This is a genomic window from Lysinibacillus sp. RU7 (assembly GCF_057837305.1).
The window spans coordinates 63,666-89,139 of sequence record NZ_JBYQFK010000018.1 but is presented as its reverse complement, the minus strand read 5'-3'; the positions used below and the strand labels follow the sequence as shown (position 1 = coordinate 89,139).

Below are 25,474 nucleotides of genomic sequence, written 5' to 3'. Positions count from 1 at the left end.
CAATTTCAATAAGCCTACTAGATACGTTTCTTTAAATTGTACTTTACCTGCTATAGCAAATGCATCACACCCGGGTTGTGTCTATCTTACTAATATTAATGGTAAAAATAAACAGGTGGTTTTCCGAAATTTTCCTTTCGGTGCCACTACTTTTTTATCGGTGTCCGTCATAATTATTGTCGGATACCGACAATTAAAAAAAGCCCGCTACCAATGAAGGTAACGGGCTTGCACTTATTTATTCATATCAATCACTGCTTTAGCAGCTAATACTAAAATTTCGTCATCTGTAATAGTTCGGTCGTTTAATTTCTTGCGCCACGATTCATGTGAACCTTCTGCAATTGCATAATTTACGATAGTTTCACGGTGAGTCTTACTTGCTAAAATAGTATCTGCAATGTCGTTTAATGACGGGCTATTAATGTTTAAATTACGTGTATTCGGTTTGCCCCCCACAGTTGCAGTTGTGGAAGGCTTTAATGATTTACCAACCGCTTTCGCTAGTTGCTCTGCAATCACATAACAAATTTTCTCGAAGTCTCGATTGTAAATGGCAATATCAACCGTACTGTTAACAAAACATACCTCAATCAAGATGGCAGGTTTATGTGTATTTGCAAGAATCGCCAACTCTTTACGTTGTTTAGCGCCACGATCAATGAGACCCGATACACTTGCGATAGCTTTACTTACTTTAGCCGCTAAATCTTTTGCATCGTAGTAAAGCACCTCGGTGCCCATACCGCGTGAATGACGACCGCTTGATGCATTAAAATGAATACTCACATCTAACTGTCGAGAAGTTTTATTATGCTGCGTAACAAGGTAAGATAAGTGTTCACGTTGATTTTTTGACACGTTATCTTCAATGTAATTTACAACGATGCCCGCTGCACGTAAAATTTCTGTTACATGCTTTGCTACACGGCGTGCTTCTGTTACTTCGTCAATTAAGTCTTTTGCGCCTCCGACTTTCCAATGCCCAGGACTGATTGTAATCATTTCTCATCACCATCCTTTTTCTTATCGTCGTTTTCCATCTGTAATTGCGAAAAGGCATTCGCCAAAAACTTTGGTACACGAATGCCGAGCTTTCCTAAGTTTTCAATCATACTAATGCCCTCCATACCAATAAGGAATAGTATCATTGCATTCCGCATGAAGTTACCGCTGTCTGTCGCTAGGTCGAGTTGTACTGCTGCGATGACCATTAAAATCATAGCAACTTTTTTAATTAATCCTTTGAACGCCTTTTTACTTTCAACATTCTTAAATAAAAATCCAACCATAATTCCAAGTGAAAAATCAATAGCCATAAATATACCTAACGCTTTAATTAAGTGGTCAATGCCACCAACAAAATAAGCGACCCATGCCATGGAGCCGCCTACGATTGATGTATATAGTGTGTCTATTTCATATGACACCTTCCTTTTCGCATAATAAAAGCCCTTCACGGAAGTGGAAGGTAAAGTAAAAAGGACACGTCGCAATGACATGTCCTCAAAAACTTATTGCTTTGTAATACTTAATTTTGTAACTTTAGACGAATCTCCACTAACTAATGTGAACAAGCCAACCTGGTTGTATAATTGCAAACTTAACGTATCGCCTGCAGTTAGACTTACTGTGACTTTTTTAGTGAAATGACCTGTCGCTGTAATTACCTCACTATTAGTAAGTAAATTACCATTGTGTAGCAATCTAGAAGACATTGCTGTTAATGTAGTGAGATAAACATGATACTCAAGTTCATAAGTTCCTGATTGTTGAACTATGAAAGTATCATTTGCGCCATTTATAATCACATCATTTAACTGTTGATCATTAGGTAATGGAATGTTTGCTCCCGATGGCATTACAAAAATCGTTGAACCAGTTGTGTTGCTTGCAGAATTTAATACTATTGAGCTATTCTCGTCTTATACCTTCTCTATCTCGGTTTTATAACGAGCCTTCACCGTACAAGCGACTTTCATCGCATACGGCGATCCGTCAGCGATAGATCTTAAAAACTTATCTCCCAAAAACAGAATATCAGATGAAACTCTCAAAAAACTCTCAAAAAAATCATAAGCATAAAAAATAACGCTAGCTACTGCTGCATTTAGTTACCGTACAATATGGAACTGATGTGCAAAAAGAAACCCCACCGAATGGTGAGGTTTAAAGCGCATATTAATTAATAATACTTAACATAAGCAGTAAATACCATATCTACTGTATTTCCGTGCCCATCATCTGCAGTTAGTGTAATAGTAGTACTTTCACCATCAGCACTTTGCGGAGCATTAATTTGAAGCCATCCATTAGAAATAACAGCAGTAATATTTGGATTGCTAGATGTCACAGTAAATGACATAGTATCCCCTTCAGGATCAATAAATATCGGTTCCCAAAATTGATTACTTGTATTTAATGGAAATGACATGCCACCATTTGCAATTTCTGAATCATCCTCATGTTGAACATTAATTACTGGCGCTTGATTTACGCTATTCTCGTCTTGTACACAACTGTGTTTTATAACGAGCCTTCACCGCACAGGCGACTTTCATCGCATACGGCGATCCGTCAGCAGTAGATCTTTATAACTTATTTCCCCAAGGAATATAATAACATAAGAAACTCTCAAAAAACTCTCAAAATTATAGGCATAAAAATAACGCTAGCTACTGCTGCGTTTAAAATTCTTGCTTCGTAATTTTTTTGTACTCTTCAACAGTAATTTCACCGAATGGATTGCTTTCCGTAACAACAGCTGAACGTAATTGTTCAGCCGTCACCCATTTTAATTTATAAGCCATTTCCCAGAATTCCATCAGGACGCGCCTCCTTCCATTTCTATCATCTTAAGCTTCACCCTTGCTAATTCAGCACCTAGACTATTGATAATAGCCACACTCTGTATGTTTGCTAACTTTTCTTGCGCTAATTGAGCGCCTAATGCCGTCACTTTTTCTTTTTCAGTTAAGCTACCAAATATTTTGGTTGGTGGCTTTAAGTTACCAAATTCATCTCGTTCACGGATTTCCATTAGTCAATCACCCCTATCAGTACATGAATTTTTTCGTCAGCGATTAAAGACGAACGCTGTAAGTCCAGTTGTAAAATGATGTGATCAACAGGTGTTGCATTTTCGTAATGGAATTGATCCTCAAACATACCTGGTACATTCGGCACTGGTGCTGGCTCCTCTTTTTTAATCATTGGCACAAAGTTTTCAGCCTCACCTGTCTGTGTCATGCTGATAGATGCAGATACTACTAGATTTTCATCACGTCGTATCCAAATAACGACTCCTGTTGCAGTACCCAATGGCGTTGGTTTAAAAACTATGCAGAAACCGAACTAAGCGCTTCAACAACCGAAAAATATGAAAATGCATTATCCATTGTAAATGATTATTTTGGTCAGAAGAAAATGCGAGATATACAAACGTTTCAAATCGTGAAATTTTTTAATGATGAGAAAGAATTAAACCGCGGTTCTCTTGATGCCAAGTACAAAACGCTAAAATCGATATTTAATTATACCGCTAAGTGGAAGGTTATTGCGAAAGAGCATAACCCGATGGATGATGTTGCAAAGCCGAAAGAAACAAGAATGAGGACAGAAAAAGAACAGTTTTATAAGGTATCAGAGTTCCCTCTCCTTTTAGAAGCATTTGGAAAGCTGGAACCTCACCAACGTATTATTTGCAAACTCGCTCTTTTTGGCGGGTTACGACGTGGTGAAATCGCTGGGATAGCGACAGACGTTATTGATTGGGATAATAATAGAATACACATCTGTCGTTCTTTACAATATACCAAAAGGGATGGCTTGAAGTTAAAAAGCACCAAGACCGAAGAGGAACGTACAATTACGTTACCTGAAAAATTTATGGCTGAATTAAAAGCGTTTTACGAACAACAAGAAGTGATTCGTCAAGACATGGGTACATCCTATAAACCGTTTAAAGATCAAGAAGGTAAAGAAGTCGATATGTTGTTTGCTCACCCTCATGGTATCCCCTATCAACCTCACGCTATCACCCGTTTCTGGGGAAGGTTTTTACAACGTAGTCAATTAAGATATGTAAACTTCCACGGATTACGCCACTCCTCTGCATCCTATCTACTGAGTGAAGGTGTTAATATGAAGTTGATTCAAAAACGCCTTGGCCACAAAGATATTAAGACAACAATGAATATGTATTCCCATGTAACCGAAGAAGATGATGCAGCTGCAACAGATACATTTAATAAGTTGTTTTGAGGCAAAAAACAAGTTTTTTTTAAATTCGTCACTCGTTCGTCACTCGAAGGTTAAAATTCCACGTTTTAAAGAAAATAAAAAAAGCCGAAACCCCTTGATAATAAAGGGTTTCGGCGATATGGTCCCGACAGGGTTCGAACCTGCGACCCCCACCTTGTCGAGGTGGTGCTCTCCCAGCTGAGCTACAAGACCGGATTATTTGTAAATAAATACTAACATAAAAAGCTAAGAATTAAAAGAAGAAAATCGTATGTTTTGAAAATAAAATTCCCTCTTCACCTTTTAACGACTTTAAATTCAAAAACATAAGACATGAGTTTAAGCTCATGCCCTTTTTTATAATGAAAACACCCCGACTTGGTCAATGTCATCTTTGACTATTTTAGCTATATCATTTATCTGAAACATCATTTTTTACTCTCTAAATAGCTAAGAAAATCTGCTTTCTCTATGACATTCAGTATACATTTACACTGTGTTTCGTGTTCAATCTTTTGAAGCTCTGCCGGAAATTGCTCGTCTACATGCAGCTTCATATATGGTAACTTTTCTTGTGCCTTTTGTGAGCGGATATTATGAATCGTTGCCCCGGCAAACACATAATCTAAATTCAAATGTAAAAAGGCTTCTTTTAAAATGGCCTCTTTCGCTAACTCGTTATAGCCCTTTCCCCAATAGGCAGAGCCAATCCACGTGCCGATATGCGCAGTTTTCTTCTCTACATCAATCGATTTTAATGTAATGACGCCAATTAATTCTTTCGCCTCGTTTAAAATTACCCTTGATAACTGCTTTCCGATTTTTTCTTGCACGACAATAAATTGAATAAATGATTTTGTTCCTTCTAAAGAGCATTGCTCATCTGTTAAGCCTAGCGCCGCTTTGATCTTTTCATCGGACGATAGGTTAGACATGCTTTCTGCAAATTTTAAATGATGATTTACTAATTGTATTTGTACCATCTCTTCATCTCCCATCAACTTTTTTCTCTCTATTTTTCTGAAACGCTATTGCATTTATCTTGTTTGCTGATTAGGCGAAAAACAGTGATATTTATTGGATATTAGAACGTAATACTATCAGAAAGATACTATTTTGTCATCTACATGTACAAAGACCATGCCTCATACATAGCTATTACATGTAAATACGCTTTCATCAATGATTTTATGCGTTTCACCCGTATTTTTACGAAGGAAATGATCATGCCAAAAAATAAAAAGGAAATGTGCTCGCTTTCAGAACACATTTCCTCTGCCTATTCAAAATCGGTTGGTAGCTGGTTGGTTATTTAATATATTCTTCGCTCATTAGTATATCCGCCAGTAGCTCTGTCGGCATTTCGAATTCGACAACTCCCATATAGCCAGGTGCTACTTCGTATTTATCAAACACAATAACAAGTTTATTGTCCGCTGTAATATAGAAGTTTTGATCAGGTTTAATGGTAGTAAAAGCATAAAATACTTCTTCGTCCGGAATACCTCCGCCTTTTACCCAATACACTTTTTCTTGATTCGATGCCAGCATTTCCTCACGCATTTGTGCTATAACGTACTCGCTAATGACAGAAATATATTGATCATCTTTAAATAGACTTGGTAATGTCAGCACGATTTCTTTTTGTTTATCGATTGTATCGTAGTGCATGACTGTTGAAGAAGAACCGACTGTTTCGACTACATAACGACCGATTGATAACAGTTGCTCAGTATCTGTTGCCACAACGTAGCCACTGTCTACACCTAAGTGTCCCCCATTTGCTTGCTCCATGCCTTTCATATCTTGTTGGAACTGCTCGTATAGTGCTTTGCCTTCTGCTGCGTATTTTTCATTTAACGCATTAATCTCATCCGAGCTACCAGTAATTTTCGGCACATCAATATTTGCTGAATATGTGTCCTCTTCCGTCTCATAATGCACAAAAGTTAACACTTCCACAACACTACCAAGCACGGGAACATCCACTAATGCCCGCGCCATTGTCGGGCTCATATTCACACTAGCTGTAAATAAAGCAGCCGCGGCTGCTGCACCTAACAACCATTTAGGCGCTCGTTTTTTACGCCCCTTTTTTAAGCTCGCTTCGACAACAGCATCTAAATTTTCCGGAATCGGTACGTTACGATATTTTTCCTCTAATTTCTTTAACTCGTCCATCAGAACATCTCCTCTTTCGTTAATTGGATTTTAAGTAACTTTAATGCTTTGTAGATTCTGGATTTAATTGTATTGACATTCGTATCTAATATGTGCGCTACATCCTCGATTTTTAAATCCTCAAAATAGCGTAAAATCACGACTTCACGATAAGCAGGCGGTAATGTATCGAGCGCATCATCTAGGTCTGTATTTTCATATGTGTCCATTTGATGCGGTGAAAAAAAGGCTAATTGCTCGTCATCCATCACTTGCATCCGTTTGTTTTTTCGTAAAAAATCAATAGCAGTTCTCACGACAATTTTATAAAACCAACTTTTGAGTTGTTGTTCATTTTGTAAAGTATGTAGCGATTGCAACGCTTTTTGAATACTATCTTGCACTATGTCGAGTGCATCTTGCTCGTTTTTCGTGTAGCTATAAGCAAGTAAATAAAATCGTTCTTTGTTTGCGCGGATAAATGTCACGAATACTTGCTCAACATGTTGATGCTCCATCTCCTAAAGGCTCCTTTTTCAGCATTTTTCATTGTATACATAAACTAGACGGATAAGAGGCTAGAAAAAGTTGAAAGAAAAAATATATTTTTATTTTTGGTTAGCGCAACTATTGTATCAAACACATTTAGTAATAAACTCGTAACGAGTAAATTTCTAAACACATATTACCATTTAAGTAACCGTTGCTTTCCGCTCCGGCACTCGCTTTCCACGGGCGAGATCAAGCCTCCTCGTCGCTCATTCTTCGGTGCTCCTGTCGCTACGCTTTCGTCGCAAATAAATTTCCTGCGGGGTCTTGATTGTCTCGCTTTTCCCGTAGGAAGCTTTGCTCTGTAGCGAAAGGGGCATGCCGTCAGCTACACTCTCGTGCCTTCTCTACAAGCAACTATTGTTCCATCAAATAATCGGTTGCTAAAAAATAATGAAAGATTCTCATTCATTACGGTAGAGGCTGAACAATTATACTTGCGAATAGAGAGAAATCGATTTCTTTTAGAGAAGAGAAATGTTTTTCTAGAATATCGAGAAGTATTCACTTTTTGCCGTAGCGCGCCATCGCCACAGGAGCCAAGATTTTCTTTGCGACGAAAGCGGAGCGTCAGGAGCAGGAACAGGAGATCCAAACAGGCCACGCCTGTTTTAGCTCCTGTGTAGGCTGTGGCAAAGCGCGGAGGCTATGATTATGCCTTCTTTTAATATCTTTTACTATTTACCTGGTGTTTTTAGTATATATTTTTGCTCATTACGAGTAATAAAAAATAGAGCTGATAATAGCATGTATTATCAACTCTATCAATTAATTGATATATAATTGTATTTGCGGAGCGCGTTTTAGTAATTCTTCCAAAAAGGCCTGTTGCTTAGCTGGTGAAATTTTAAACTCACTCCGTTTCGCCGATTGATAGTAAATCGCCAGCCCATCCTTTGATGTCATCAGATGCAAACCTGACCGCATATCAGTAGTACGTGTAATGTGAGTCATTTGCTTATACGGAATTTTTATATGAAATGGTCCACCCGTCACCTGTAAATACGTAGCCCGAAACGTATAGCGGATCGTTAACATCGTCCACAAAAAGACACCGACAACAACAATATATAGCCCAATCATTATCCATAACAGCATAATATCAAACGACGAAATGAGAAACGGTAAGAAAAAACAAGCTGCACAAAACAGGATTACGGTCATCATAAAATGTTTAAAAGAACGATCATACTTCGGCAAAAAGATCATCTTGAACACCTCTTAATCATATATACGGATAGCTGTATGAAGGGTTTCATCGTTATACTAGAATACATGCTTTCCCGTTACTCGCAGCATAAAAAACCGATATGTTCATCACATACCGGTTACTCATTAAATACGTAATATTTTCAAAAAATACTTTGCCATTTCTTCCTTTGTTAAATGTAAGTAGGTCATGGCTGTTACACATTTAGCGAGCAAAATATCCATCCCTTTTAATTTCTTCAGTTGAATGCCGTGCAATTCGTATAAATAGTTCTCATACTCCTTCATTTCTTCACCTTTTTCTTGATACACTGTTTCACTTTCAAGAAACATTAACTCAACAAATGGTTCAATTAACTCATGCTTAGAAAATAACGGATGTTCTTTCGGTACATCTAAGGAATATAAATCGTCAAATAATATGTTTATAATCGTTTCTTTCGGAATGAGCTGCTTAATACGCTCCGTAAATTTCCCCGATAGCTCCCGCTCAAACTCCTGAGTAATCATGTTTTTCTCCGTAACAGCTAGCACCTCTGCCCGCTGTACATCGTCTGGAACAGAAAAACTAACGGAATATTTAGATCCTAACTCTCGAAGCATAAATTGTATTTCACCCATTTGTACGGTCACAAAGTAGGCATCCATACGCCCCATATTACGGATTTTTATTTCCTGATCTTTCATAAACACGAAAAACATTTTCATCACTCCCTTACTTCACAGTACTTTAAAACACTATGTGCATCCTTTCTTACATTTATAGACACCGAACGTTACTATTTCATAAACATGTATTGCCCTATCCACCCACTTATAAAAATAAAGGGATACTTTTCAGGAGGTAATCACACTTAATTTCTTGAACATTACTCTATTTGTATGAAAGTTTATATAGAAATGGCTCCCTCTTTCGAAACGAGCATAAAAACTGTTTACTATCTATTTTTATAACCTCTCCGCTATATTTTATTGGAATGGGCATATGTCTTTTCAAAACGCCCCTTTTGACTAACTCCCTTCCATATCATGTGAATATACTCATATGCATGGCAACAACATATGTTAATAGCATATAAAAACATTAAGGCTGTGAATTAATTTTGTTTAAAAGCATTTGCGCTAGCCGCACATTCCAAGCCTCTCTGTATAGCTCGTTCTCCGCGCTCATACGGCGTTTCATGCACAAATACAAATGTTTCTAGCTTCTGTGCATCATAAATTCAACTTATATAAAACTAACTGATTACTACTTCCGTAAAGCACCTTACTGTATTCCATGACACAATAAACCAGTTATATAAAGGGTGTAATATAGTATATGGGGTATTTAGTAATGGAACTGAGATACCTATGCTATATCGGCTTATATTTTTTTATTGCAGTATATGAAATTGGGCAATAATACCGGAATTATGTAACTTCAATGTACAAGAACATTACGTAAAGTAGGATCTTGTACATGTAAACAATACCTCATGAACACGCCATATTATTATTTCAAAAAACAATTAAAATAAGCCAACTTTTACATGGTTGGCTTATTTACGTCAATCATTTATTCTGTTGTAGATATAGGTCTTTCATTAATATCATATAATTTTTCATAAATTCTTCTTTTTCGGTAAAGCATGATGCCCGCTTCTGCTATATCATTGATCATCGTTTTATTCGCATACGCACCAAAAATCATCCCAGCTATCGGTACCATTTGGAATAGTTTTTTCCAGCCAAATGAATCACGATACGTGAAAAATACTTCCTGCCATCCTTGCAATTGTGAAATCATGCTGGCAGTTGCCCTTTTGTCTTCATGCATCGTAGCCAGTTCTGTTAAAACGGCCTCTTTCCCAACAATATCCGCAGAGGCAAACTGTAAACATTTCACGATAAAAATGCGTTCCTGTTTGTCATTTGGATCGTACCCATGAATCATCGCAATTTCCTGAAGCGTTTTTAAAGCCATACCTAAAATAACTGGAATATCAATTGCTAGCGTAAAGAGACCACCAAAGCCTGTGGAAGCGCCCTGTACAGTAGCCAGTTTCACACGACTTTTTTGTAGCTCCTCACTTAATGTAATCATTTCAGCTAACGGAATCTTTCCTACATCTTGAATCGTTTCGATTGGCTGCCATGTAACAGACCGAATCTTCTTCAACACCGCTTCCTCACTAATTAAATAACGTCCACCTGTTTGAATATAGCTACCTAATTCCGATACTAACAAAGCTATTTTTTCTTGAATAAAAGCAGGCGTCAGCTTATCTAAAATTTTAAACGGCAAACGACCGAGCTTTTCCCAAAACCATAACCCTTTTTGATCTTTTTCCCATTCCTCAATCATTTGTAAATGCACTGTTAATTGTTCTTTTGTCTCCATGCTCGTCTCCTTATGATTTCGACTCTTTTTTCTATTACGTATAACTTAACCAAAAGTTTCAAACACACAGCAAAAATACACGCATGTTCTTTGAAGTAGAAATGCCATTATTTATAAGTCTAAACGAAAATCATATCGTTCTTTCGGTACGTTCAGAACGGTTCCGTTAATTTTTACAATATTCTCTTCTAACCATTCGACTTTTACCGATTCTCCTTTTGCCCAATAGATTTTCTTTGGGCGTCTAACGGCATCGTTAAATTGTAATTCGCCTAGTAGCATAATGGGTGTCGTCGCATGGCCATTCGAGCGATAAATAGTTACCGTGTATGTCCCATTAGGTGAAGTAGCCGTTTCAATGAGCTCGCCTTTAAATCGGCTCCAATCAAAAAACACATAATAAATAACGCCTCCGAGTAAAAGTGCGAAAATCATTCCCCACAATAAAAACAAACGCTTCATTATGACCACCCCTTTCACATCATAAACGTTTTACAAATCATGTAAGTTTCATTTAGATGCAAATGAAAAAAGCCTTAACTTTTCTCTAAGTTAAGACTTTATTAAAAAATCCAGTCGAAAACTATCCCTAGCCCTTTAAATGCAAAGTATGCTAAAAGAATGGATACCGCGATGATTCCAAAACACGATAAAAACCCTGAAAACATAAACGCCTTCACATTCGGTCCTTTTCGCTTGCCCCACTCTTCCTTATTTTCACTTGTAACGGTATTTAATTGTCCGCAATGTGGACACGGCTGAAAAAATGTTCGACTTTCCTTCTTTTTGCCGTTGATGATGGCAATTTGCGATGAAAATTGCGCCTCATTAAAATCAATTTCAACTTGATGCCCACATGATTGACATGCTATTTCGATCTTTTTTGCTTCCACTTTTACACTGCCTCCATCTAACCTATACTTCCATTTTAGCGTAAAGCAGTAGTATATGTACACTCTCATAACAAATACCCTAGTGGAAAATGTATCGTAGCGGAGGATTTATTGGATAGTAAAAAAGAGTCGCTTTATGGGCATATTATTGTTGTGTTTTGCCGTTGGTGTATTTGTTGGACATTTTAGTGCATCGAATGAACCGTAGCCTCGTCCCATGCAAGAAACATTTACTCCTGACAGCTTAGACAACGATGTCCAACAACGTTTAAGCGAAATATTAAATTTACCGTTTCGCATGATTAGCGACCCACCTGTTCAAATTGATGCAGAAAATCACTTTTTTTCTTTAGCGATTACGGGGAAAACGGATATGAACATCCTTTTAGCCATACTTTTGACTACGATCATGTTGAATATCGAGGACATCAATTGGAAGAACATACAGTGTTAGTCTTTTTAGGTGTATACAATGCTTCTTATGTTTTTGAATTTATAGAAGGTAAATCTCAATATGGCCACGATTTATTTAAATCACTCGTCACAAATTAAGGGGGAAATGCCAATGAAAAAATTCGGATTTCTGGTGCTCACTTTATTACCACTAATTGGCTGTGAAGAACAAGCTGTAAAGGACGCCCCTAACTTAACAGCTCCCGTTAGCACAACGACTCAACTAACACTGGACATTTCTGAAAAATTAAAACAAACGATTTGTGAACAAATGGGGCTTCGTATCGAAGAGCTTTCGGACGATGACTTCAAACGAATAAGTGAATTTACGATTCACGAGGATGATCCAACGTTGCATGTCGCCTTACAAGCAATGACAAATTTAAAAAGCCTTGTCATCTCTGTTCCAATAAAAAATCTATCTAGCATTCATTCATTAACGACACTGCAGCACTTAACGATTACAGATACCCCACTGTATCATTTGGATTTTTCATCCTTGACACAATTAAAAGGACTAACATTAATCAATAATGATTTAGAAAAAATTAACCATCTAAGTGCTCTTAAAAATGTAGAATCACTTTCCATTATCGATAATGACGTGCAAGACTTAACACCATTACAACAACTTTCTTCCTTAAAATATTTAGACATTACAAACAATGCTGTTACTTCGATTCACCCTATCCAACACCTTGCAAACTTAACGATTTTCATTGCAGTTAATAATTCCATCCAGGATGTCCATACAACATCATTCGAAAATTTAACCAATTTAACAAATCTATCTTTAAGTGGCAATCCAATCGATTCCATTGATTTCGTACAAAATTTGCCTCATCTTGAAGTACTACAGATTGCCCATACAAACGTGTCCGATTTATCACCCGCATCACATTTAACACGCCTGATGAACTTAGATATTCGAGAAACAAACGTCACTTCTATCCAACCACTTGTCACATTAAAGCAGTTGAAATTTCTCTACCTTTCGAAGGAACAGGTAACAGATTGGACACTACTTGAAAATAGACAAGGCCTCATTATTTCAGAGTCCATTATGCAAGCACAATAATCTACCAATAAGGCTGTCTCAAAAGTGAGCGGTTCACTCACTTTTGGGCGGCTTGTTATATAAGTGGCTGCAAAAAGGCTCTAAACCGTGCTCTTTTTGTACAATCGATTATGTTTAATTTAAGAAACTTCAGTACTGTATCTTCCGATTTAATACTTTGTTGATACCGTAAATCCTTTATCCATTCCCAAATATCACCAAGTCTTCTTTTCAGAAAATAAAACTCAAATGCATCTAAATCCAGCGACTGATAAGGCATATATTTTTTATATTCCATGATGAACTGCCTTGCATACGGTGGTGTGATATGCAAAATTAAATCTTGTTCCTTTGGCGCAATGGTCACACATTCCCAATCAATCAACATCAAATCTCTTCCTTGGATAATATTCCAATTGTGTGGATCAGCGTGACAAAGGACAAATGGTAATGACTTTTGTTTTAGCTTATTAGATAAGTACTTCATTCTATTAATACTACTTATCAACTCTTGCTTAAAAGGTCTCACTACTCGTAATACATTATCATGTATGGACGCCAAATCATTTTTGATAAAAGAGGAGAAGGCGTCACAAAAATCCGTATTAAAATTTTCTTGTGTTTGGCGCTGAATTAAATTGAGTGGCACATGAGCCGTACTACTATGAAGCGTTCCGAGTATTTTCGCTAACTCATTCACTTGATTAAAATTCAAAAAATTCCCACCAATTGTATAGCCTTCTACAAACTCTGACAGTAAATACACATACTCCCCATCTTCACAGTAATATTGTTTCGTTTTTGTAAGTATCGACTCTGCAAGATGATGCTTTAATGCGGTATGATGTTGCAGCCAATCAACTAGCGGAATATACCGATCGATTGCATCAATCCACAGCTTAGCTGCAGCTCTTCTTTTATCATATACCTTCAAGAAATACTTTTTACGATAGTCTGTAATTAGGTAAGCTAACGCAGACCAGCCACCTGGTAGTTGCTCAATATGCCTTGCATGTATGTTGTAATGTTCTTTTAGCATCGCTTTAATTCGAAGTTTTCTATCCATCTTGTTCCCCCTCTCCTCCAAAATTCCTTCCTTTATATCTTATTCGCAGGAGTAACTCTACGATTGGGGGATGTTCATTTTATAATTTTCAGTTGATGTTACTTCTAAAAAAAAGCAACCCTGTACACCCGGATTGCTTCCTAATGTGCCTCCTTTCTCCTTAAGACGAACGAATTACGAAAACGAGTAAATAAAAAATGATTTTTCCACTATTTTAGTTCATTATTAGAAACTAAGAATGCTACGAGATAAGATGCTTGTTGATAAAACTAGAGAATAGGTAACGCTTAGAGACCTGGGAGCCCCTGAAACTAGCTCATCCAATATTTTAATAAAAAATAAAATCCTTCAGTATAAAAACATACATATTATTCCTTAAATAGGAACATAAAAACAATCACCTCGTCTTATATCAGAGAGGTGATTGGATGAAAAAATGGTTGATTATGATAGGCTGCATTATTTTGACCAGTGGATTTTATATTTGGTTTACAACATCGACAAACAATCCATTCAACATCGTTTATTTTTATAAAGAAAAATGGGGTATTCATCTCCCTCAGCCAGATGAGTTGCAGGAAATTGTCGCGTCTCCTTCTAGTTTTAACGGAGATGGTGAATGGTTTTATATTTTACAATACAAAGAAACAAAACTGAATGTTGAAGACACTGGTATGATAGCTCTTACTGCGGAAAATGTAGAAGAAGCGAGTAAAAAAATTGCTCATTTCGTAACAACCACTACTTCAATGGTATCTACGAGTGAAGAAGTAAAAAATGCTTTTAAAGCTCACCCTATTGAAGTGAAAATTGGCGACTACTACTTCTACAAAGAAAAAAATGATGGTTATGACTACTTTATTGCCCTATTGAAAAAAGATGAGCAACAAATTTATTTATTAGAGTGGCATCAATAATTAAAACGATTGATGCCATTTGTATTTATTTTCAAGTTCACAAAACTTCCTCCCACCTGTTCTCGTTCACTTAAATAAAACACATGAAAATATAGCGTAAAGTATGATATGGTATAGTCTCTATAAAACTAATAATGAGGGGAAAACTATGCTAGATGTAAGTGAAAGTAAATTATCACAGTATGTTGTACATTATGTAAGCGATACGCTTATTTTAGGAGAAGGCGCATTTTCTCAACCAGAAGTCATGCTAGAAGCAGCCTTTACACAACTGGCGTTCAATAAAATAGATTGGGAGCAACAATACGAATTTTTTCATGAAACAAATCTTGGATTAAATGAAGTGTACACCTATGTCAAATCGATATTCGATTCTCCAACTAGTTTCCTTGAACAATCACAACACATCGCTACCCATTTACATAGTGCGTCTCAACACCCAAATATTAAAGACGGCGAATTGTTTGTAGGGTTGTTCGAACATTGTTTTTGGCATACGGACATCAAAAAAGTGATTGCGATTGTAAAAGTGGATGAAAAGGAAATATTCCTTGATGTGAAAAACGACCAAAACAAAATGACCGTCAATGGCATCGATGGAATCAATGTGAAGAAAATCAATAATATTGCGATTATTGTCGATATGGGGGCAGACGAACCACCTGCTGTCTTTATTAAGACGAAAAAGAAGGAAGATGTCGTTTACTGGCAAGAGCGCTTTTTAAAAATTAAGGCAGCCGACGAACATTATTATAAAACGAATTTAGCCTTAACAGAATGTAAAAAATATATTTTAAAAGAAGATAGCTTTTCCAATACCGAGAAGCTAGGTCTTTTAAACAAAACGCTCGATTATTTTAGAAACGAGGAAGAATTCGAAGTAAGCGACTATATTGATACCGTTTTCGAACAAACCGATTCAGTACAAAAAGATATTATCGTCAATATGGTCAAACCTTATGAAACGATTATTTCTGAAAGTGCACTGGAAAAGGTCGAAAAAACGTACAAGCGTAAAATTAAACTCGATTCTAATATTGAAATTCAAGTGAATGTACGCAATATCGAGCAAGTGAGCGAACTTATTGAAGTCGGCTATGACGAAGCAACTAATCGAAAGTTTTATAAAATTTATTTCCAAGAGGAAGTATGACAGATTTCCTTTATAACTAAAAACAGCAGTTTCCGTATACTTGGAAACTGCTATTTCTCATTGTACAAACTTTAAGGACTTCTATTAAAAAAATTGCGCAATAATACGAGCAGTAAGAAGAAAAAGATTACTTATCGTTAATACCTTGACATTTAAATGACATCCCCTTGAATCGGTTCTTTTCCATCTTTAAAACGTATACGAATAGATTTTGCTTTTGTGAAATCAGCACAATCCATTATGTGAAAATGCAAATGGGTTTCTGATGAATTGCCTGAATTGCCACATCTCCCTATACATTGCCCTTCCTTCACCATGTCTCCCTCATTCACTATAATAGAGGATTGTTTCAAATGGGCAAGCAAACTATATTCTTGATGCTCATGTTCAATGATGACATAATTTCCCCCAGGATTACTAGAATCCATTTCACCTGGCACATTGTCTTTTAGGCCATCCAAAACTTTCACGACTTTTCCATCTGCTGGAGCAAATATTGGCTGATTAAAAGCATAGAAATTTTCATTTCGCAATGGTGTATCTTTATAAGAGACACCATTTTGAACTTGGACTAAATCATACGCATAGCGTTGGTTTTCATAAGCATAGTGGTAGTTAATAAATTCGTTTGTTCCACCCCAAACAACAAACCACTCCCCTTTTACTGGCATACAATAACTATTTTGCGTGTATAGCTTATCACTGCTTGGATAAGTGACATAAGGCTTCACAGAAAGACTATGTATAATGCCCTGTTCATCAAAGAAGACGTCTATTGCCTTTACTTTTTGATCATCTAACCAAACGTAATGTATCAAGCTTTCTATAGACGTACGATAAGCTAACTGATAACTAGCTACCCCTTGATTAAATGAAGCTGCCAGCTCTACAAATTGTTCAAGTGATACTAATTCTCGAAACGGCGTAATCGCTTGGTTATAAATCATTTCATAATCACCTTGATAGAAATGTGTACCAAATTGTTCCGGATCAATCGGTTGATGATATGTATTTCTCATGATTACCTCCTGCATCATTCATAGACTCTCTATACTATACGGAAAAATTAACCAAATGTTTCAAAAATAAAAAAGCTAAAGGATTACCGAAAATCCTCTAGCTTCAAAAATCAAATATATGCTTGAATAGCTAAGTAAAATTCATACAGGAAGTAGCAGCCAAACCCGAATAATAAAATGCCTCCTATAATTGAGGTCCATTTAATCATTTGACGATTCATGACTTTCCTCGTAATTGAAACAATCATTAATAACCCTACATCATGTAATAAAATGCCCGTTAAAATCCCTATCGCTGCAATGATAAAACCGACCGATTCATTCGTCACATAGGAGTCTGCTAACACAGCACCAAATACGGATATCCAAAACACTAAATTCCCTGGCGATACGGCTACAAATAAACCATTTCGATACGTTTTCGAAAGTGATTTATTCACCTTTTCACCTGCTAATGTAATATCTTGATCAGCATTTTTAATAGAGTCATAGGCTAACATAAATAAGAAACCGGCTCCAATGATCCACAATGGCAGCTGGACATAAGGCAGGGATAAAATCTTTGCTAATCCAAAATAGAGAGCCAATATGAGTAGCACATCAATAGTCATGCCACCAAGACCTACAGCCCAACCGTGAAAAAATCCGTTTTTTAAACCTTGTTTCGTCATTTCAACCGTGATTGCTCCAACGGGTAAAGCAATCGATAAACCAACTAGCACAAACTTCAAATACACATCCAAAAGTCATAACTTCTTTCAAACACTATTTGTATATTAATTCTCCGTTTGAAATAATTATACATAATTTTCGTGTGTAATCAACAAAAATAAAAACGCTTCTAATTTTATCCTCAAACATCCACATAAAATTGAGGAATGTAAAAAATGCCATACTGCTTAACTAAAAAGGTTTCTAAGTGTGATTGAGTAGCTGTTTCGAATGGTGGTATTGTTAGCTCATACAGTTGTGCATTGTCACCAATGTCATTCCAGCTCTCAATTTTTTTTAACTCTGTTTCAAACGCTACAATCGGATGCCCAAGTAAAAATAAATGCGTCCGCAATGCAATTGTAGGTGACATAAATAAACAGAACATAATCACTACTAGTGCTATGAAAACAAGCCATCTCTTTTTCAATGTACTCCCCCTTTTCAAAACACTTTATGACGAAATTTCTTTTTGAATATTAATCATTACAATCATTTTTTGACTCACTAATTTCATCGATTTTCTTCGTTATCATCAATATAATTAAAAATGCACCACTACCCATCGCCGCATTCTCAATATGTTTGTCAAGGACATAATATTGAATAACAAAGAACAGTAAACAGAAAATAAACACACGTATTGTATACTTCATCAAATCCCCCTGCTTATTTCACTCAATCTATTCCTCACTACTTGAAAATGCACTGATTTTTTTATTCATTTTCCGTACTTCATGTCGGTTGTATAAATAGAATAAAAACCACACGAATGTGAATATCAAAATATTACCGATGATGATGCCTATTACAGAAAGAACAGAAGTAACTGGAATCCATTTTAAAGAAAAGGCAACGATGAAAAACGCACTTAGCCCTATACTGAAATGGATCGAAGTTTGTTGTAGAAATGTTAAACGTTCGACCCTGTAAACTATCGATGTTGTCGCACAACTAATGCCTACAACAATAGAACCGAATATATGACCGAGATAGTTTTCAGCTAATACTTGTAAAAATGCATCGCCTCCGATTACATAGCCAAGGACATTCATAAACACAAAAGCTGTACATCCCCAACTAATACCAAAAAGTAAATATTTTATCATATGCATGGACGTTAAACCCCCAATCGCTCTTTAAATTTTTTTCGATAGCTTCTTGTAATTACTTCTTTTATGCCCATCACCAGCTCCACTTCCATTGTGCCGTTAAACGCTGCTTCAATATGTTTAATTTTTCGGATATTAATAATGGCTGATTTTGAAATACGAATAAAATCTTTCCCTAATTGCTCTTCCATCTCATATAAAGGTTTATTGACGATGTATCGTGTTTTAGCTACATCATACAGCACCAGTTCCCTACCTTCCGTAAAAATAACAACAATCGTTTCAGGGTCCATCATATACGTTTTATTGTCATGCTGGGCCGTCAATATATACGTGTCATTTTCACTTTGCAACAGCGAAATGGCTGCTTGAATATTCGGTGTTAACTTGGCAGTATGAATTTCTACATACGGTTCTTCACACTTCGCATCAATTTTCAACTCCACCCGCATTCACCGCTCCCCCCTTATACTAAAAATTATAGCATACAAATTTTTCTAAAAAGTGCATCTTAGCCTGCCATATGGTAACTTACACAGCGATCTAGACATCATACCGCTAGCTTATAAATCAACCCCAATAACAAAACAAAGACGTTCAAAAAACATCGCTCGTGGATATCCCTATTTACAGAAATTTTACATTAAATTTGCTTTATACTAAAAATTAACTATAATGGTAGATGTAGTGTCTTTAATGCTTGCAGAAAATAAAAACTATCACTTCTTTTTCCAGTAAGATTTCACTGGCGTTGTTTTCTTTTTATTTGAGGTACGGGTTTAGTGTGTAAACGATGAGTTGCATTCTTGAATCGATTGATTGTTCTAACACAATCAGCCGAAAAATAACATTGGAAGGAATTGAGGAAGTATGAGTATTGTTTTACAAGCGACAAAGCGTGAGGCAGGATCTCGTTCGATTTTACGCGAGATTCGAGAAAATGGCGGTGTACCCGCAGTTGTCTACGGCTACCAAACAGATACGACACCGATTTTTGTCGATGCAAAGAAGGTTTCGAAAATGATTGTAGCAAATGGCTTAAATAATATTTTTAAGCTAGCAGTAGATGAGCAAAGTGTTAATGCTGTTATTAGTGAAGTACAGCGTTGCGCATTAAAGAATACTATTACACACGTTGATTTCCAAGCGATTAATATGTCGGAGGAATTGGAAGTAGACGTACCAATTGTATTAACAGGCGAATCCATTGGGGTTAAAGAAGGTGGCATTTTAATGCAACCAAACTTAAACATTAGAGTGAAGGTAAAGCCTGCGGAAATTCCTGAATCAATTGAAATCGATATCTCTCACCTAGCTATTGGTAGTTCCATAGCAGTTGTCGATATTCGAGAGCAGGTTGGCTTTGATATTGTGACAGAAGATGGTTATACACTCGCTACAGTGATGGCTCCAACAGTAGCAGAAGCTGCGGTTGAAGAAGCTGAGCAAGTATAAAAGAATAAATACGTGTAAGGGTGTTGACTTTTGTCACACCCTTTTTTGATTCTTTCATTATTTTACTTGTGTCCTCGTTGCACTTGCTTGTGGTGGGTTACTTCCTTTACGAACGTTTACGCGACTTTGGATATGATTTACGCGAGTTGCCGAACCTTTTACGCGGGTTTCCCATGGTTTTACGCGCTTTTACGGTTTCTACCTAAACTATTGTTTTCTCTCCGGAAATAAAACATAAGAAATACTAATCACCCCATCAATCAGCACAACTAGTCCCCAAAACTTCAGCATTTGCTGTAATGTTGTCGTATCGCCTGCTTGACCGATATACTGAATCATCGCCCATAACAACACGCCTCCAATGGCATATGCCACAATGTGCCGCATCCATAGCTTTACCTCATGAACGCCTTTTGCTCTACCAACGAGCCGTTCTTTCGTGTTCGGCTGCTTTACTATCCAAATGCGGAACTTTTCATCCGCCCAATGAATGAGTGTTTTGCCATATGCAACGGAAACACCAATATAAATGGCCGCAATGCCATGCACAGCGGTAGCAGCTTGCCCATTTTTTAAATCGATGGCTGTTAAAATGAATAAAGCGAAATCAATGATCGGTGTTAGTAAAAAGAAGATGACACTTAATCGTTCTTTCTTTAGTATGTACCGCGCTATAAGCCCTGCTATAATGGCAATCCAAAATGCAATTTCAGCAAGAATAATCCAGGTAACCATGCTCGCTCTCCCCTTCTCTTTTTCCATGCCCATTATAAAAAAAGCAATATTTACCTATACGGATAACATCGCTAAAAGTTTCAAGAGCGCAAACGATTGCCTAATTAGTCAATGTGGCTAGTAGCTAGACTCGACCAAAAAGCTTCTTCCTTTGTACGCTTAAAAAATCGATGAAAGGGCTCATTTTCCCGAGCAAATTCATTATATAGATCAAGCATTTCTTGTAGGAAGGCTTCAATATTTGTTACAGGTACATTTTTCGCAAATAATTTCCCGGCCTGTGTATGCCTGCCCATGGGGATCGCTCCTACATACACGTCAAAGCTATCCTGTTGGTACACAAGTCCAATATCATCGTACATTGCGTTATAGCATGCAGAGGCGCAGCCATTTACATTCAGTCGAAGTCGATTCGGTACAGCTTGCCCAACGAATGTTTTATACAGGGCTTCTGTTATCGCTGCGGCTTCCATTTTTTCACCATCACAAAAGTCACATGCCTTCATATCTACAACTGCGCCTTGTTGTGCAATATATAACCCTACATCCTCTAGCTGCTGCTGGATTTCTAATCGTTTTTCTGTAGGAATAGATATCAGTAAATAATACGAAGCAGAATATTTAATCGCCCCATCTTCGCCTACGATTTCCGCTATTTTTTGCAATTGTGCAGGTGTGTAATGTTTATTAATCACTCCTGGGCTAATCGCTAAGCGTGTATATGAACTTTCCTTATTTAATGTCGCAAATGTATGCTCTGGCACATTTTTCGTAAATGCATTGCGCCCCATAGTACGTCCTCCTCTAGATGAAAATAAGCTAGCAAAACGCTAGCTTATCTCTACTTATTAAAAGCTTTCTGGGTAGAAGCCTTCTGCTAAAATTTTAATCGCCTCGGCTGCACGTACACCTTCTGATGCAGCTGATAATGGTAAAATGACAAAGCGTTCATTTAACACCGCATCCATTTCTTTTAATGCTGGGTCATTTTTTAAGAACGCTATTTTTTCTTCCGCTGTTGTTGAACCGTAATCAATCACGACAACTACTTGTGGGTCACGTTCAACAGCATCTTCTTTTGATACCGTTGTCCAGCCAGACTCGACATCACCAAAAACATTTTGTCCTCCTGCAATTGTCACTAGCTCATTCATAAAGTTTTGAGCTGCTGTGAACACGTCTTGCTCTCCACTATCATACACAAGTACACGTAATGGCTCCGATTGCTCAGGCAATTTTGCACGAACTGCCTCTACATCATTTTTCATTTGTTCAATTAATGCTTCCCCTCGATCTTCTACACGGAAAATTTTTGCGATATTACGAATATCGGTAAAAATGTCCTCTAATGTTGGATTATTCATACTTGAGGACGTATGTAAATACGTGTGAATGCCTAACGCCTCTAATTCTTCCACTGTCCCAATACCTTTTTCACTAAAGCCACTTTTCCAGCCTGCATATAAAAAATCTGCCTCTGCATCAATCACTTGCTCTTTTGTTGGATATTGCTCTGCTAATACCGGCACTTTCGCATAGGCCTCTTGCAATGGTTCGTAAATTTCATCATCTAAATAAGCCGTACCAACCATCGAATCCTCTAAGCCTAACGCTAGCATAATTTCTGTTACGTGTTGGTTTAAGGAAATCGCTTTTGTCGGTGCTTCTTCATATACTTGTGTTGTGTCATTATTGTCAATCGTTACGGCATTTTCTTCCGCTTGTGCAGGTGCTACTTTCTCTTGCTTACCTTCTTCATTGCTACAAGCACCTAAAACGCTCAGTGCCATAACCGTGATAAACACAAGCCACATGTTCTTCAATTTTTTCATGTCAATCTCCCTTTATTTTTAATTTATATAGAAAGAAGTGTATGCTTCCTCACGATCTATAACATGGATTCAGGTATATAAAATAATTGCGGCTTCTTCGTAATCGGGTGAATACCGATTTCCGCATGTACGCCAAAAACATCGCGTAAAAGCGCTGGTGTCAGCACCTCTAACGGCGTACCATAAGCAACAACTTCCCCTTTTTTCATCACATAAATTTTGTCGCAATACGTAGCCGCAATATTTAAATCATGGAGTGCCGCCATAATCGTAATAGGCAAACTCCGAATTAAATCCATTAATTGCAGCTGATACTGAATATCTAAATGATTCGTCGGCTCATCTAGCACCATCACTTGCGCTTGCTGTGCCAATGCTCTTGCCACAATGACGCGCTTCTTTTCTCCACCCGACAATGAGCTGAAATGACGCTCACTCAGATGGGTAATCCCTGTTTGCTCCATCGATTGCTCTACAATTTGACGATCCTCTACGGTATCTCGTTCAATCAATCGTTTATGCGGTGTACGCCCCATCGCGACTAAATCTCTCACCGTAAATTCAAACAATACAGGTGTTTCTTGCCCGACGACCGCTAACTGTTTCGCGACAGCTTTTGCTGGTTTCGTTAGCATGTCCTCTCCAAAAAGAAAAACTTGCCCTTCATTTGGCTGCAACATCCGGTACATATTTTTTAATAATGTCGATTTACCACTACCGTTAGGACCGATCAATCCTACCAATTCACGCTCTTTCACATGTACAGACACATTATGTAAAATCGTTGCTTGCCCGATGGTATAAGAAAGATTTTGTGCCACATATACCATTTACTCACCCTCCCCAAATGAGTAGGTTTGTTTGCGCAGCATCCAAATGAAAAATGGACAACCGCATAATGCTGTAATAATTCCAATCGGCATTTCTTCAGGGGCAATAATAATCCGTGCTAACGCATCTGCCCAAACGAGGAAAATCGCACCAAGTAAAGCACTAATGGGCAAAACAAATTTATAATTGGACCCAACGAGCATGCGGACAACATGCGGAATAATTAAGCCAATAAATCCGATGGCACCACTGACAGCAACAAGCACCCCTGTTAAAAGGGAGACAAGTAAAATGAGTAATAAACGAAACCTCTCTAAATTCACCCCTAACGTGAGTGCCGATTCTTCTCCAAGTAATAGTAAATTCAAATGACGTGCATGAATGCGTAACACTACATACACAACGACAAAAACAACCATCGGCAACATTAAGTTACTCCACTTCGCACCGGCTAAACTGCCCATCATCCAGTGCATCACCGCTTTAATACCGCCCTCTTCCTTAGACATGAGGAGCATAAAGTTCGTCATCGCAGAAAGCACCAGTGACACCGCAATCCCAGCTAATAACAGACGAATGACAGACACTCTTCCCCCGACTCTTGATAATAAAAAGACAATGATAACCGCAATCGTTGCCCCAATAAAGGCCGCAAATGATAGCGCATATATCCCTAAAAAAGAAAAGGCCCCAAGTAAAATGACCGCCGTGGCACCAACGGAAGCACCAGATGAAATCCCTAAAATATACGGATCCGCTATCGAGTTCCGCACAAGTGCTTGAATCGCTGCACCTGAAATGGCAAGTCCTGCCCCGACAACCATCGCTAGTAGTACGCGTGGTGTCCGAATTTGCCAAATAATAATTTCTTGTGATCGGCTCCAGTCCGCTTCAATCCCCAATACATTCCACGGCACATGCGATAAAATAACGCGCCAAACAGTCGCAGATGTAATGGAAACAGAGCCAATGATGACAGCTATTGTCATGGAAATCATTAAAACAATGAGCAAAATTACCACAAGAAAACCAAAATGAATCTTCCCTTTTTTCTGCACACTAAGCTCCTTTCAAAGGTTTTATTTCTCTTTTTGTTCCCGCTTGTTACAAAGACAAATAAAAAAATCTCCTTGAATCCAAGGAGATTGTCATAGCGAAATAAAGGGTATATTTACCCTACTCACTATAACCATCCTCGTGGTTCTATGTAAATGCTCTACTATTACCGGCAGGTCTCCTGGCTCATCATCAACGCGCCTCACAGCCTTCCCAGTTTCCCAGTGGCATTTGTGAGTTACTCCGATTTACAGTTGCGGGACAGCGTCGGATTTGCACCGACTTCCCTTTTAAGCAAACAACAAGACGTTATTTGCACCAATAATATGATATTTTTTTGTAATTCTTACACTAACAGAATCTATCATAACTCACAATAGTTTTGATGAATTCTGAATATTACGTGTATATAAATAGTATTTTTTATCTTAAATAACTACCCGGTAAAGTAAGTTTTTTTTACATAAATAACATCATTATATAATACTTCAATCCTACTCAAAGCCCTTATGCTGAAACACACTCCATTTTAACTAAGCTCATTCTTCAATATTAAAAATACCATTATTCACCTTATTTCCAAAAATACATTCTGAAACACATTTAGTTAATTAAGCTAAATTTGTATTCTTCTTTTCAAG

At 37.4% G+C, this 25,474-nt stretch carries 34 protein-coding genes, 1 tRNA gene and 1 riboswitch; of the genes, 7 read left to right on the top strand and 28 right to left on the bottom strand.

Annotated features, from left to right (window positions below; translation table 11 throughout):
* The coding region (locus AC3II9_RS14055; RefSeq protein WP_489156378.1) for a hypothetical protein at nucleotides 1-217 on the top strand (217 nt) is incomplete at its 5' end.
* A 17-nt stretch (nucleotides 218-234) separates the two neighbouring features.
* Here the strand turns inward: AC3II9_RS14055 and AC3II9_RS14050 are convergent.
* From AC3II9_RS14050 to AC3II9_RS14020, 7 genes are all read right to left on the bottom strand, one after another.
* Complete coding sequence (locus AC3II9_RS14050; RefSeq protein ID WP_489156376.1) at nucleotides 235-1,005, bottom strand: N-acetylmuramoyl-L-alanine amidase; 771 nt, start codon at nucleotides 1,003-1,005, stop codon at nucleotides 235-237.
* Nucleotides 1,002-1,430: a phage holin family protein gene (locus tag AC3II9_RS14045; RefSeq protein ID WP_489156374.1), complete on the bottom strand. Its 429-nt coding sequence runs from the start codon at nucleotides 1,428-1,430 to the stop codon at nucleotides 1,002-1,004. Before AC3II9_RS14045 ends, AC3II9_RS14050 begins: the two co-directional genes overlap by 4 nt.
* A gap of 84 nt (nucleotides 1,431-1,514) precedes the next feature.
* Entirely contained in the window at nucleotides 1,515-1,910 is a 396-nt protein-coding gene (locus tag AC3II9_RS14040) for a BclA C-terminal domain-containing protein (protein ID WP_489156393.1), read from the bottom strand.
* Nucleotides 1,911-2,185: 275 nt separating this feature from the next.
* Nucleotides 2,186-2,530, bottom strand: a complete 345-nt coding sequence (locus AC3II9_RS14035) for an Ig-like domain-containing protein (RefSeq protein WP_489156391.1) — start codon at nucleotides 2,528-2,530, stop codon at nucleotides 2,186-2,188.
* A 157-nt stretch (nucleotides 2,531-2,687) separates the two neighbouring features.
* A complete protein-coding gene (locus AC3II9_RS14030; RefSeq protein ID WP_489156372.1) occupies nucleotides 2,688-2,825 on the bottom strand; it encodes an XkdX family protein in 138 nt (45 codons plus the stop codon).
* Nucleotides 2,825-3,040: a hypothetical protein gene (locus AC3II9_RS14025; RefSeq protein WP_489156370.1), complete on the bottom strand. Its 216-nt coding sequence runs from the start codon at nucleotides 3,038-3,040 to the stop codon at nucleotides 2,825-2,827. The genes AC3II9_RS14030 and AC3II9_RS14025 overlap by 1 nt, the downstream gene beginning before the upstream one ends.
* Entirely contained in the window at nucleotides 3,040-3,321 is a 282-nt protein-coding gene (locus tag AC3II9_RS14020; protein ID WP_489156369.1) for a hypothetical protein, read from the bottom strand. The genes AC3II9_RS14025 and AC3II9_RS14020 overlap by 1 nt, the downstream gene beginning before the upstream one ends.
* Here AC3II9_RS14020 and AC3II9_RS14015 point away from each other — a divergent pair.
* On the top strand, nucleotides 3,274-4,263 hold the full coding sequence (locus AC3II9_RS14015) for a site-specific integrase (RefSeq protein ID WP_489156389.1): 990 nt from the start codon (nucleotides 3,274-3,276) through the stop codon (nucleotides 4,261-4,263). The two genes, AC3II9_RS14020 and AC3II9_RS14015, sit on opposite strands and share 48 nt — an antisense overlap.
* Before the next feature lie 119 nt (nucleotides 4,264-4,382).
* Here AC3II9_RS14015 and AC3II9_RS14010 read toward each other — a convergent pair.
* From AC3II9_RS14010 to AC3II9_RS13970, 9 genes are all read right to left on the bottom strand, one after another.
* Nucleotides 4,383-4,455: transfer RNA gene (locus AC3II9_RS14010), tRNA-Val, on the bottom strand.
* Nucleotides 4,456-4,670: 215 nt separating this feature from the next.
* Complete coding sequence (locus AC3II9_RS14005) at nucleotides 4,671-5,225, bottom strand: GNAT family N-acetyltransferase (RefSeq protein WP_489156367.1); 555 nt, start codon at nucleotides 5,223-5,225, stop codon at nucleotides 4,671-4,673.
* 325 nt (nucleotides 5,226-5,550) lie between these two features.
* Nucleotides 5,551-6,423 (bottom strand): anti-sigma-V factor RsiV, encoded by an 873-nt coding sequence (gene rsiV, locus AC3II9_RS14000; RefSeq protein WP_489156366.1) that lies wholly within the window; start codon nucleotides 6,421-6,423, stop codon nucleotides 5,551-5,553.
* Nucleotides 6,423-6,920, bottom strand: a complete 498-nt coding sequence (gene sigV, locus AC3II9_RS13995) for an RNA polymerase sigma factor SigV (protein ID WP_391370466.1) — start codon at nucleotides 6,918-6,920, stop codon at nucleotides 6,423-6,425. Before sigV ends, rsiV begins: the two co-directional genes overlap by 1 nt.
* 799 nt (nucleotides 6,921-7,719) lie before the next feature.
* Nucleotides 7,720-8,160 carry a PH domain-containing protein gene (locus AC3II9_RS13990; protein WP_489156365.1) on the bottom strand — a complete coding sequence of 147 codons (441 nt, stop codon included), beginning with the start codon at nucleotides 8,158-8,160 and terminating at the stop codon, nucleotides 7,720-7,722.
* Between the two features lie 126 nt (nucleotides 8,161-8,286).
* Nucleotides 8,287-8,862: a hypothetical protein gene (locus AC3II9_RS13985; RefSeq protein ID WP_489156364.1), complete on the bottom strand. Its 576-nt coding sequence runs from the start codon at nucleotides 8,860-8,862 to the stop codon at nucleotides 8,287-8,289.
* 856 nt (nucleotides 8,863-9,718) lie between these two features.
* The gene (locus tag AC3II9_RS13980; RefSeq protein ID WP_489156363.1) at nucleotides 9,719-10,543 is read right to left on the bottom strand and encodes an EcsC family protein; all 825 of its coding nucleotides are present in this window, start codon (nucleotides 10,541-10,543) and stop codon (nucleotides 9,719-9,721) included.
* Nucleotides 10,544-10,654: 111 nt separating this feature from the next.
* Nucleotides 10,655-11,005 (bottom strand): DUF5412 family protein, encoded by a 351-nt coding sequence (locus AC3II9_RS13975; RefSeq protein ID WP_489156362.1) that lies wholly within the window; start codon nucleotides 11,003-11,005, stop codon nucleotides 10,655-10,657.
* 101 nt (nucleotides 11,006-11,106) lie between these two features.
* Nucleotides 11,107-11,436 (bottom strand): redox protein, encoded by a 330-nt coding sequence (locus AC3II9_RS13970; RefSeq protein ID WP_489156361.1) that lies wholly within the window; start codon nucleotides 11,434-11,436, stop codon nucleotides 11,107-11,109.
* Between the two features lie 217 nt (nucleotides 11,437-11,653).
* On the opposite strand from AC3II9_RS13970, the gene AC3II9_RS13965 reads away from it, so the two are divergent.
* Both AC3II9_RS13965 and AC3II9_RS13960 read left to right on the top strand, forming a co-directional pair.
* Nucleotides 11,654-11,890 (top strand): hypothetical protein, encoded by a 237-nt coding sequence (locus tag AC3II9_RS13965; protein ID WP_489156359.1) that lies wholly within the window; start codon nucleotides 11,654-11,656, stop codon nucleotides 11,888-11,890.
* 111 nt (nucleotides 11,891-12,001) lie between these two features.
* Entirely contained in the window at nucleotides 12,002-12,967 is a 966-nt protein-coding gene (locus AC3II9_RS13960; protein WP_489156357.1) for a leucine-rich repeat domain-containing protein, read from the top strand.
* 55 nt (nucleotides 12,968-13,022) lie between these two features.
* On the opposite strand, the gene AC3II9_RS13955 is transcribed toward AC3II9_RS13960, so the two are convergent.
* Nucleotides 13,023-14,012, bottom strand: coding sequence for an aminoglycoside phosphotransferase family protein (locus AC3II9_RS13955; RefSeq protein WP_489156356.1), 990 nt, complete (start codon nucleotides 14,010-14,012; stop codon nucleotides 13,023-13,025).
* A 428-nt stretch (nucleotides 14,013-14,440) separates the two neighbouring features.
* On the opposite strand from AC3II9_RS13955, the gene AC3II9_RS13950 reads away from it, so the two are divergent.
* Both AC3II9_RS13950 and AC3II9_RS13945 read left to right on the top strand, forming a co-directional pair.
* Nucleotides 14,441-14,929, top strand: a complete 489-nt coding sequence (locus AC3II9_RS13950) for a hypothetical protein (protein WP_489156354.1) — start codon at nucleotides 14,441-14,443, stop codon at nucleotides 14,927-14,929.
* Between the two features lie 148 nt (nucleotides 14,930-15,077).
* On the top strand, nucleotides 15,078-16,082 hold the full coding sequence (locus AC3II9_RS13945; RefSeq protein ID WP_489156352.1) for a nucleoid-associated protein: 1,005 nt from the start codon (nucleotides 15,078-15,080) through the stop codon (nucleotides 16,080-16,082).
* 152 nt (nucleotides 16,083-16,234) lie between these two features.
* On the opposite strand, the gene AC3II9_RS13940 is transcribed toward AC3II9_RS13945, so the two are convergent.
* The 6 genes from AC3II9_RS13940 to AC3II9_RS13915 form a co-directional block, all read right to left on the bottom strand.
* Nucleotides 16,235-17,101, bottom strand: coding sequence for a M23 family metallopeptidase (locus AC3II9_RS13940; RefSeq protein ID WP_489156350.1), 867 nt, complete (start codon nucleotides 17,099-17,101; stop codon nucleotides 16,235-16,237).
* Between the two features lie 110 nt (nucleotides 17,102-17,211).
* Complete coding sequence (locus tag AC3II9_RS13935) at nucleotides 17,212-17,844, bottom strand: LysE family transporter (protein WP_431026930.1); 633 nt, start codon at nucleotides 17,842-17,844, stop codon at nucleotides 17,212-17,214.
* A gap of 110 nt (nucleotides 17,845-17,954) precedes the next feature.
* Entirely contained in the window at nucleotides 17,955-18,242 is a 288-nt protein-coding gene (locus AC3II9_RS13930) for a hypothetical protein (RefSeq protein ID WP_489156348.1), read from the bottom strand.
* A 49-nt stretch (nucleotides 18,243-18,291) separates the two neighbouring features.
* On the bottom strand, nucleotides 18,292-18,468 hold the full coding sequence (locus AC3II9_RS13925) for a hypothetical protein (protein WP_489156346.1): 177 nt from the start codon (nucleotides 18,466-18,468) through the stop codon (nucleotides 18,292-18,294).
* Nucleotides 18,469-18,495: 27 nt separating this feature from the next.
* The gene (locus AC3II9_RS13920) at nucleotides 18,496-18,927 is read right to left on the bottom strand and encodes a DUF3021 domain-containing protein (protein WP_489156344.1); all 432 of its coding nucleotides are present in this window, start codon (nucleotides 18,925-18,927) and stop codon (nucleotides 18,496-18,498) included.
* A 5-nt stretch (nucleotides 18,928-18,932) separates the two neighbouring features.
* On the bottom strand, nucleotides 18,933-19,376 hold the full coding sequence (locus AC3II9_RS13915) for a LytTR family DNA-binding domain-containing protein (RefSeq protein ID WP_489156342.1): 444 nt from the start codon (nucleotides 19,374-19,376) through the stop codon (nucleotides 18,933-18,935).
* A gap of 418 nt (nucleotides 19,377-19,794) precedes the next feature.
* On the opposite strand from AC3II9_RS13915, the gene AC3II9_RS13910 reads away from it, so the two are divergent.
* Nucleotides 19,795-20,379, top strand: coding sequence for a 50S ribosomal protein L25/general stress protein Ctc (locus AC3II9_RS13910; protein ID WP_489156340.1), 585 nt, complete (start codon nucleotides 19,795-19,797; stop codon nucleotides 20,377-20,379).
* A 207-nt stretch (nucleotides 20,380-20,586) separates the two neighbouring features.
* Here the strand turns inward: AC3II9_RS13910 and AC3II9_RS13905 are convergent, their stop codons facing one another.
* The 5 genes from AC3II9_RS13905 to AC3II9_RS13885 all read right to left on the bottom strand — a co-directional run bounded on the left by AC3II9_RS13905 (nucleotide 20,587) and on the right by AC3II9_RS13885 (nucleotide 24,775).
* Nucleotides 20,587-21,114 carry a hypothetical protein gene (locus AC3II9_RS13905; protein ID WP_489156339.1) on the bottom strand — a complete coding sequence of 176 codons (528 nt, stop codon included), beginning with the start codon at nucleotides 21,112-21,114 and terminating at the stop codon, nucleotides 20,587-20,589.
* A gap of 104 nt (nucleotides 21,115-21,218) precedes the next feature.
* Nucleotides 21,219-21,905, bottom strand: coding sequence for a precorrin-3B methylase (locus tag AC3II9_RS13900; protein ID WP_489156337.1), 687 nt, complete (start codon nucleotides 21,903-21,905; stop codon nucleotides 21,219-21,221).
* 57 nt (nucleotides 21,906-21,962) lie between these two features.
* Nucleotides 21,963-22,946: an ABC transporter substrate-binding protein gene (locus AC3II9_RS13895; RefSeq protein ID WP_489156336.1), complete on the bottom strand. Its 984-nt coding sequence runs from the start codon at nucleotides 22,944-22,946 to the stop codon at nucleotides 21,963-21,965.
* 56 nt (nucleotides 22,947-23,002) lie between these two features.
* Complete coding sequence (locus tag AC3II9_RS13890; RefSeq protein WP_489156335.1) at nucleotides 23,003-23,776, bottom strand: ABC transporter ATP-binding protein; 774 nt, start codon at nucleotides 23,774-23,776, stop codon at nucleotides 23,003-23,005.
* Nucleotides 23,777-24,775 (bottom strand): FecCD family ABC transporter permease, encoded by a 999-nt coding sequence (locus AC3II9_RS13885; protein WP_489156387.1) that lies wholly within the window; start codon nucleotides 24,773-24,775, stop codon nucleotides 23,777-23,779.
* A gap of 212 nt (nucleotides 24,776-24,987) precedes the next feature.
* Nucleotides 24,988-25,171: riboswitch (cobalamin riboswitch) on the bottom strand.
* Between the last annotated feature and the right edge of the window lie 303 nt (nucleotides 25,172-25,474).

Coding starts and splice junctions, on each gene's coding strand:
- sigV (WP_391370466.1), bottom strand. CDS start 6,920: ATGGAGCATCAACATGTTGAGCAAGTATTCGTGACATTTATCCGCGCA.
- AC3II9_RS13945 (WP_489156352.1), top strand. CDS start 15,078: ATGCTAGATGTAAGTGAAAGTAAATTATCACAGTATGTTGTACATTAT.
- AC3II9_RS14050 (WP_489156376.1), bottom strand. CDS start 1,005: ATGATTACAATCAGTCCTGGGCATTGGAAAGTCGGAGGCGCAAAAGAC.
- AC3II9_RS13985 (WP_489156364.1), bottom strand. CDS start 8,862: ATGTTTTTCGTGTTTATGAAAGATCAGGAAATAAAAATCCGTAATATG.
- AC3II9_RS13915 (WP_489156342.1), bottom strand. CDS start 19,376: ATGCGGGTGGAGTTGAAAATTGATGCGAAGTGTGAAGAACCGTATGTA.
- AC3II9_RS14025 (WP_489156370.1), bottom strand. CDS start 3,040: ATGGAAATCCGTGAACGAGATGAATTTGGTAACTTAAAGCCACCAACC.
- AC3II9_RS13950 (WP_489156354.1), top strand. CDS start 14,441: ATGAAAAAATGGTTGATTATGATAGGCTGCATTATTTTGACCAGTGGA.
- AC3II9_RS13980 (WP_489156363.1), bottom strand. CDS start 10,543: ATGGAGACAAAAGAACAATTAACAGTGCATTTACAAATGATTGAGGAA.
- AC3II9_RS13900 (WP_489156337.1), bottom strand. CDS start 21,905: ATGGGGCGCAATGCATTTACGAAAAATGTGCCAGAGCATACATTTGCG.
- AC3II9_RS13960 (WP_489156357.1), top strand. CDS start 12,002: ATGAAAAAATTCGGATTTCTGGTGCTCACTTTATTACCACTAATTGGC.
- AC3II9_RS13905 (WP_489156339.1), bottom strand. CDS start 21,114: ATGGTTACCTGGATTATTCTTGCTGAAATTGCATTTTGGATTGCCATT.
- AC3II9_RS13925 (WP_489156346.1), bottom strand. CDS start 18,468: ATGAAGTATACAATACGTGTGTTTATTTTCTGTTTACTGTTCTTTGTT.
- AC3II9_RS13920 (WP_489156344.1), bottom strand. CDS start 18,927: ATGCATATGATAAAATATTTACTTTTTGGTATTAGTTGGGGATGTACA.
- AC3II9_RS13990 (WP_489156365.1), bottom strand. CDS start 8,160: ATGATCTTTTTGCCGAAGTATGATCGTTCTTTTAAACATTTTATGATG.
- AC3II9_RS13890 (WP_489156335.1), bottom strand. CDS start 23,776: ATGGTATATGTGGCACAAAATCTTTCTTATACCATCGGGCAAGCAACG.
- AC3II9_RS13910 (WP_489156340.1), top strand. CDS start 19,795: ATGAGTATTGTTTTACAAGCGACAAAGCGTGAGGCAGGATCTCGTTCG.
- AC3II9_RS14005 (WP_489156367.1), bottom strand. CDS start 5,225: ATGGTACAAATACAATTAGTAAATCATCATTTAAAATTTGCAGAAAGC.
- AC3II9_RS14030 (WP_489156372.1), bottom strand. CDS start 2,825: ATGGAATTCTGGGAAATGGCTTATAAATTAAAATGGGTGACGGCTGAA.
- AC3II9_RS13965 (WP_489156359.1), top strand. CDS start 11,654: ATGCAAGAAACATTTACTCCTGACAGCTTAGACAACGATGTCCAACAA.
- AC3II9_RS13895 (WP_489156336.1), bottom strand. CDS start 22,946: ATGAAAAAATTGAAGAACATGTGGCTTGTGTTTATCACGGTTATGGCA.
- AC3II9_RS13940 (WP_489156350.1), bottom strand. CDS start 17,101: ATGAGAAATACATATCATCAACCGATTGATCCGGAACAATTTGGTACA.
- AC3II9_RS13975 (WP_489156362.1), bottom strand. CDS start 11,005: ATGAAGCGTTTGTTTTTATTGTGGGGAATGATTTTCGCACTTTTACTC.
- AC3II9_RS13955 (WP_489156356.1), bottom strand. CDS start 14,012: ATGGATAGAAAACTTCGAATTAAAGCGATGCTAAAAGAACATTACAAC.
- rsiV (WP_489156366.1), bottom strand. CDS start 6,423: ATGGACGAGTTAAAGAAATTAGAGGAAAAATATCGTAACGTACCGATT.
- AC3II9_RS13885 (WP_489156387.1), bottom strand. CDS start 24,775: ATGATTTCCATGACAATAGCTGTCATCATTGGCTCTGTTTCCATTACA.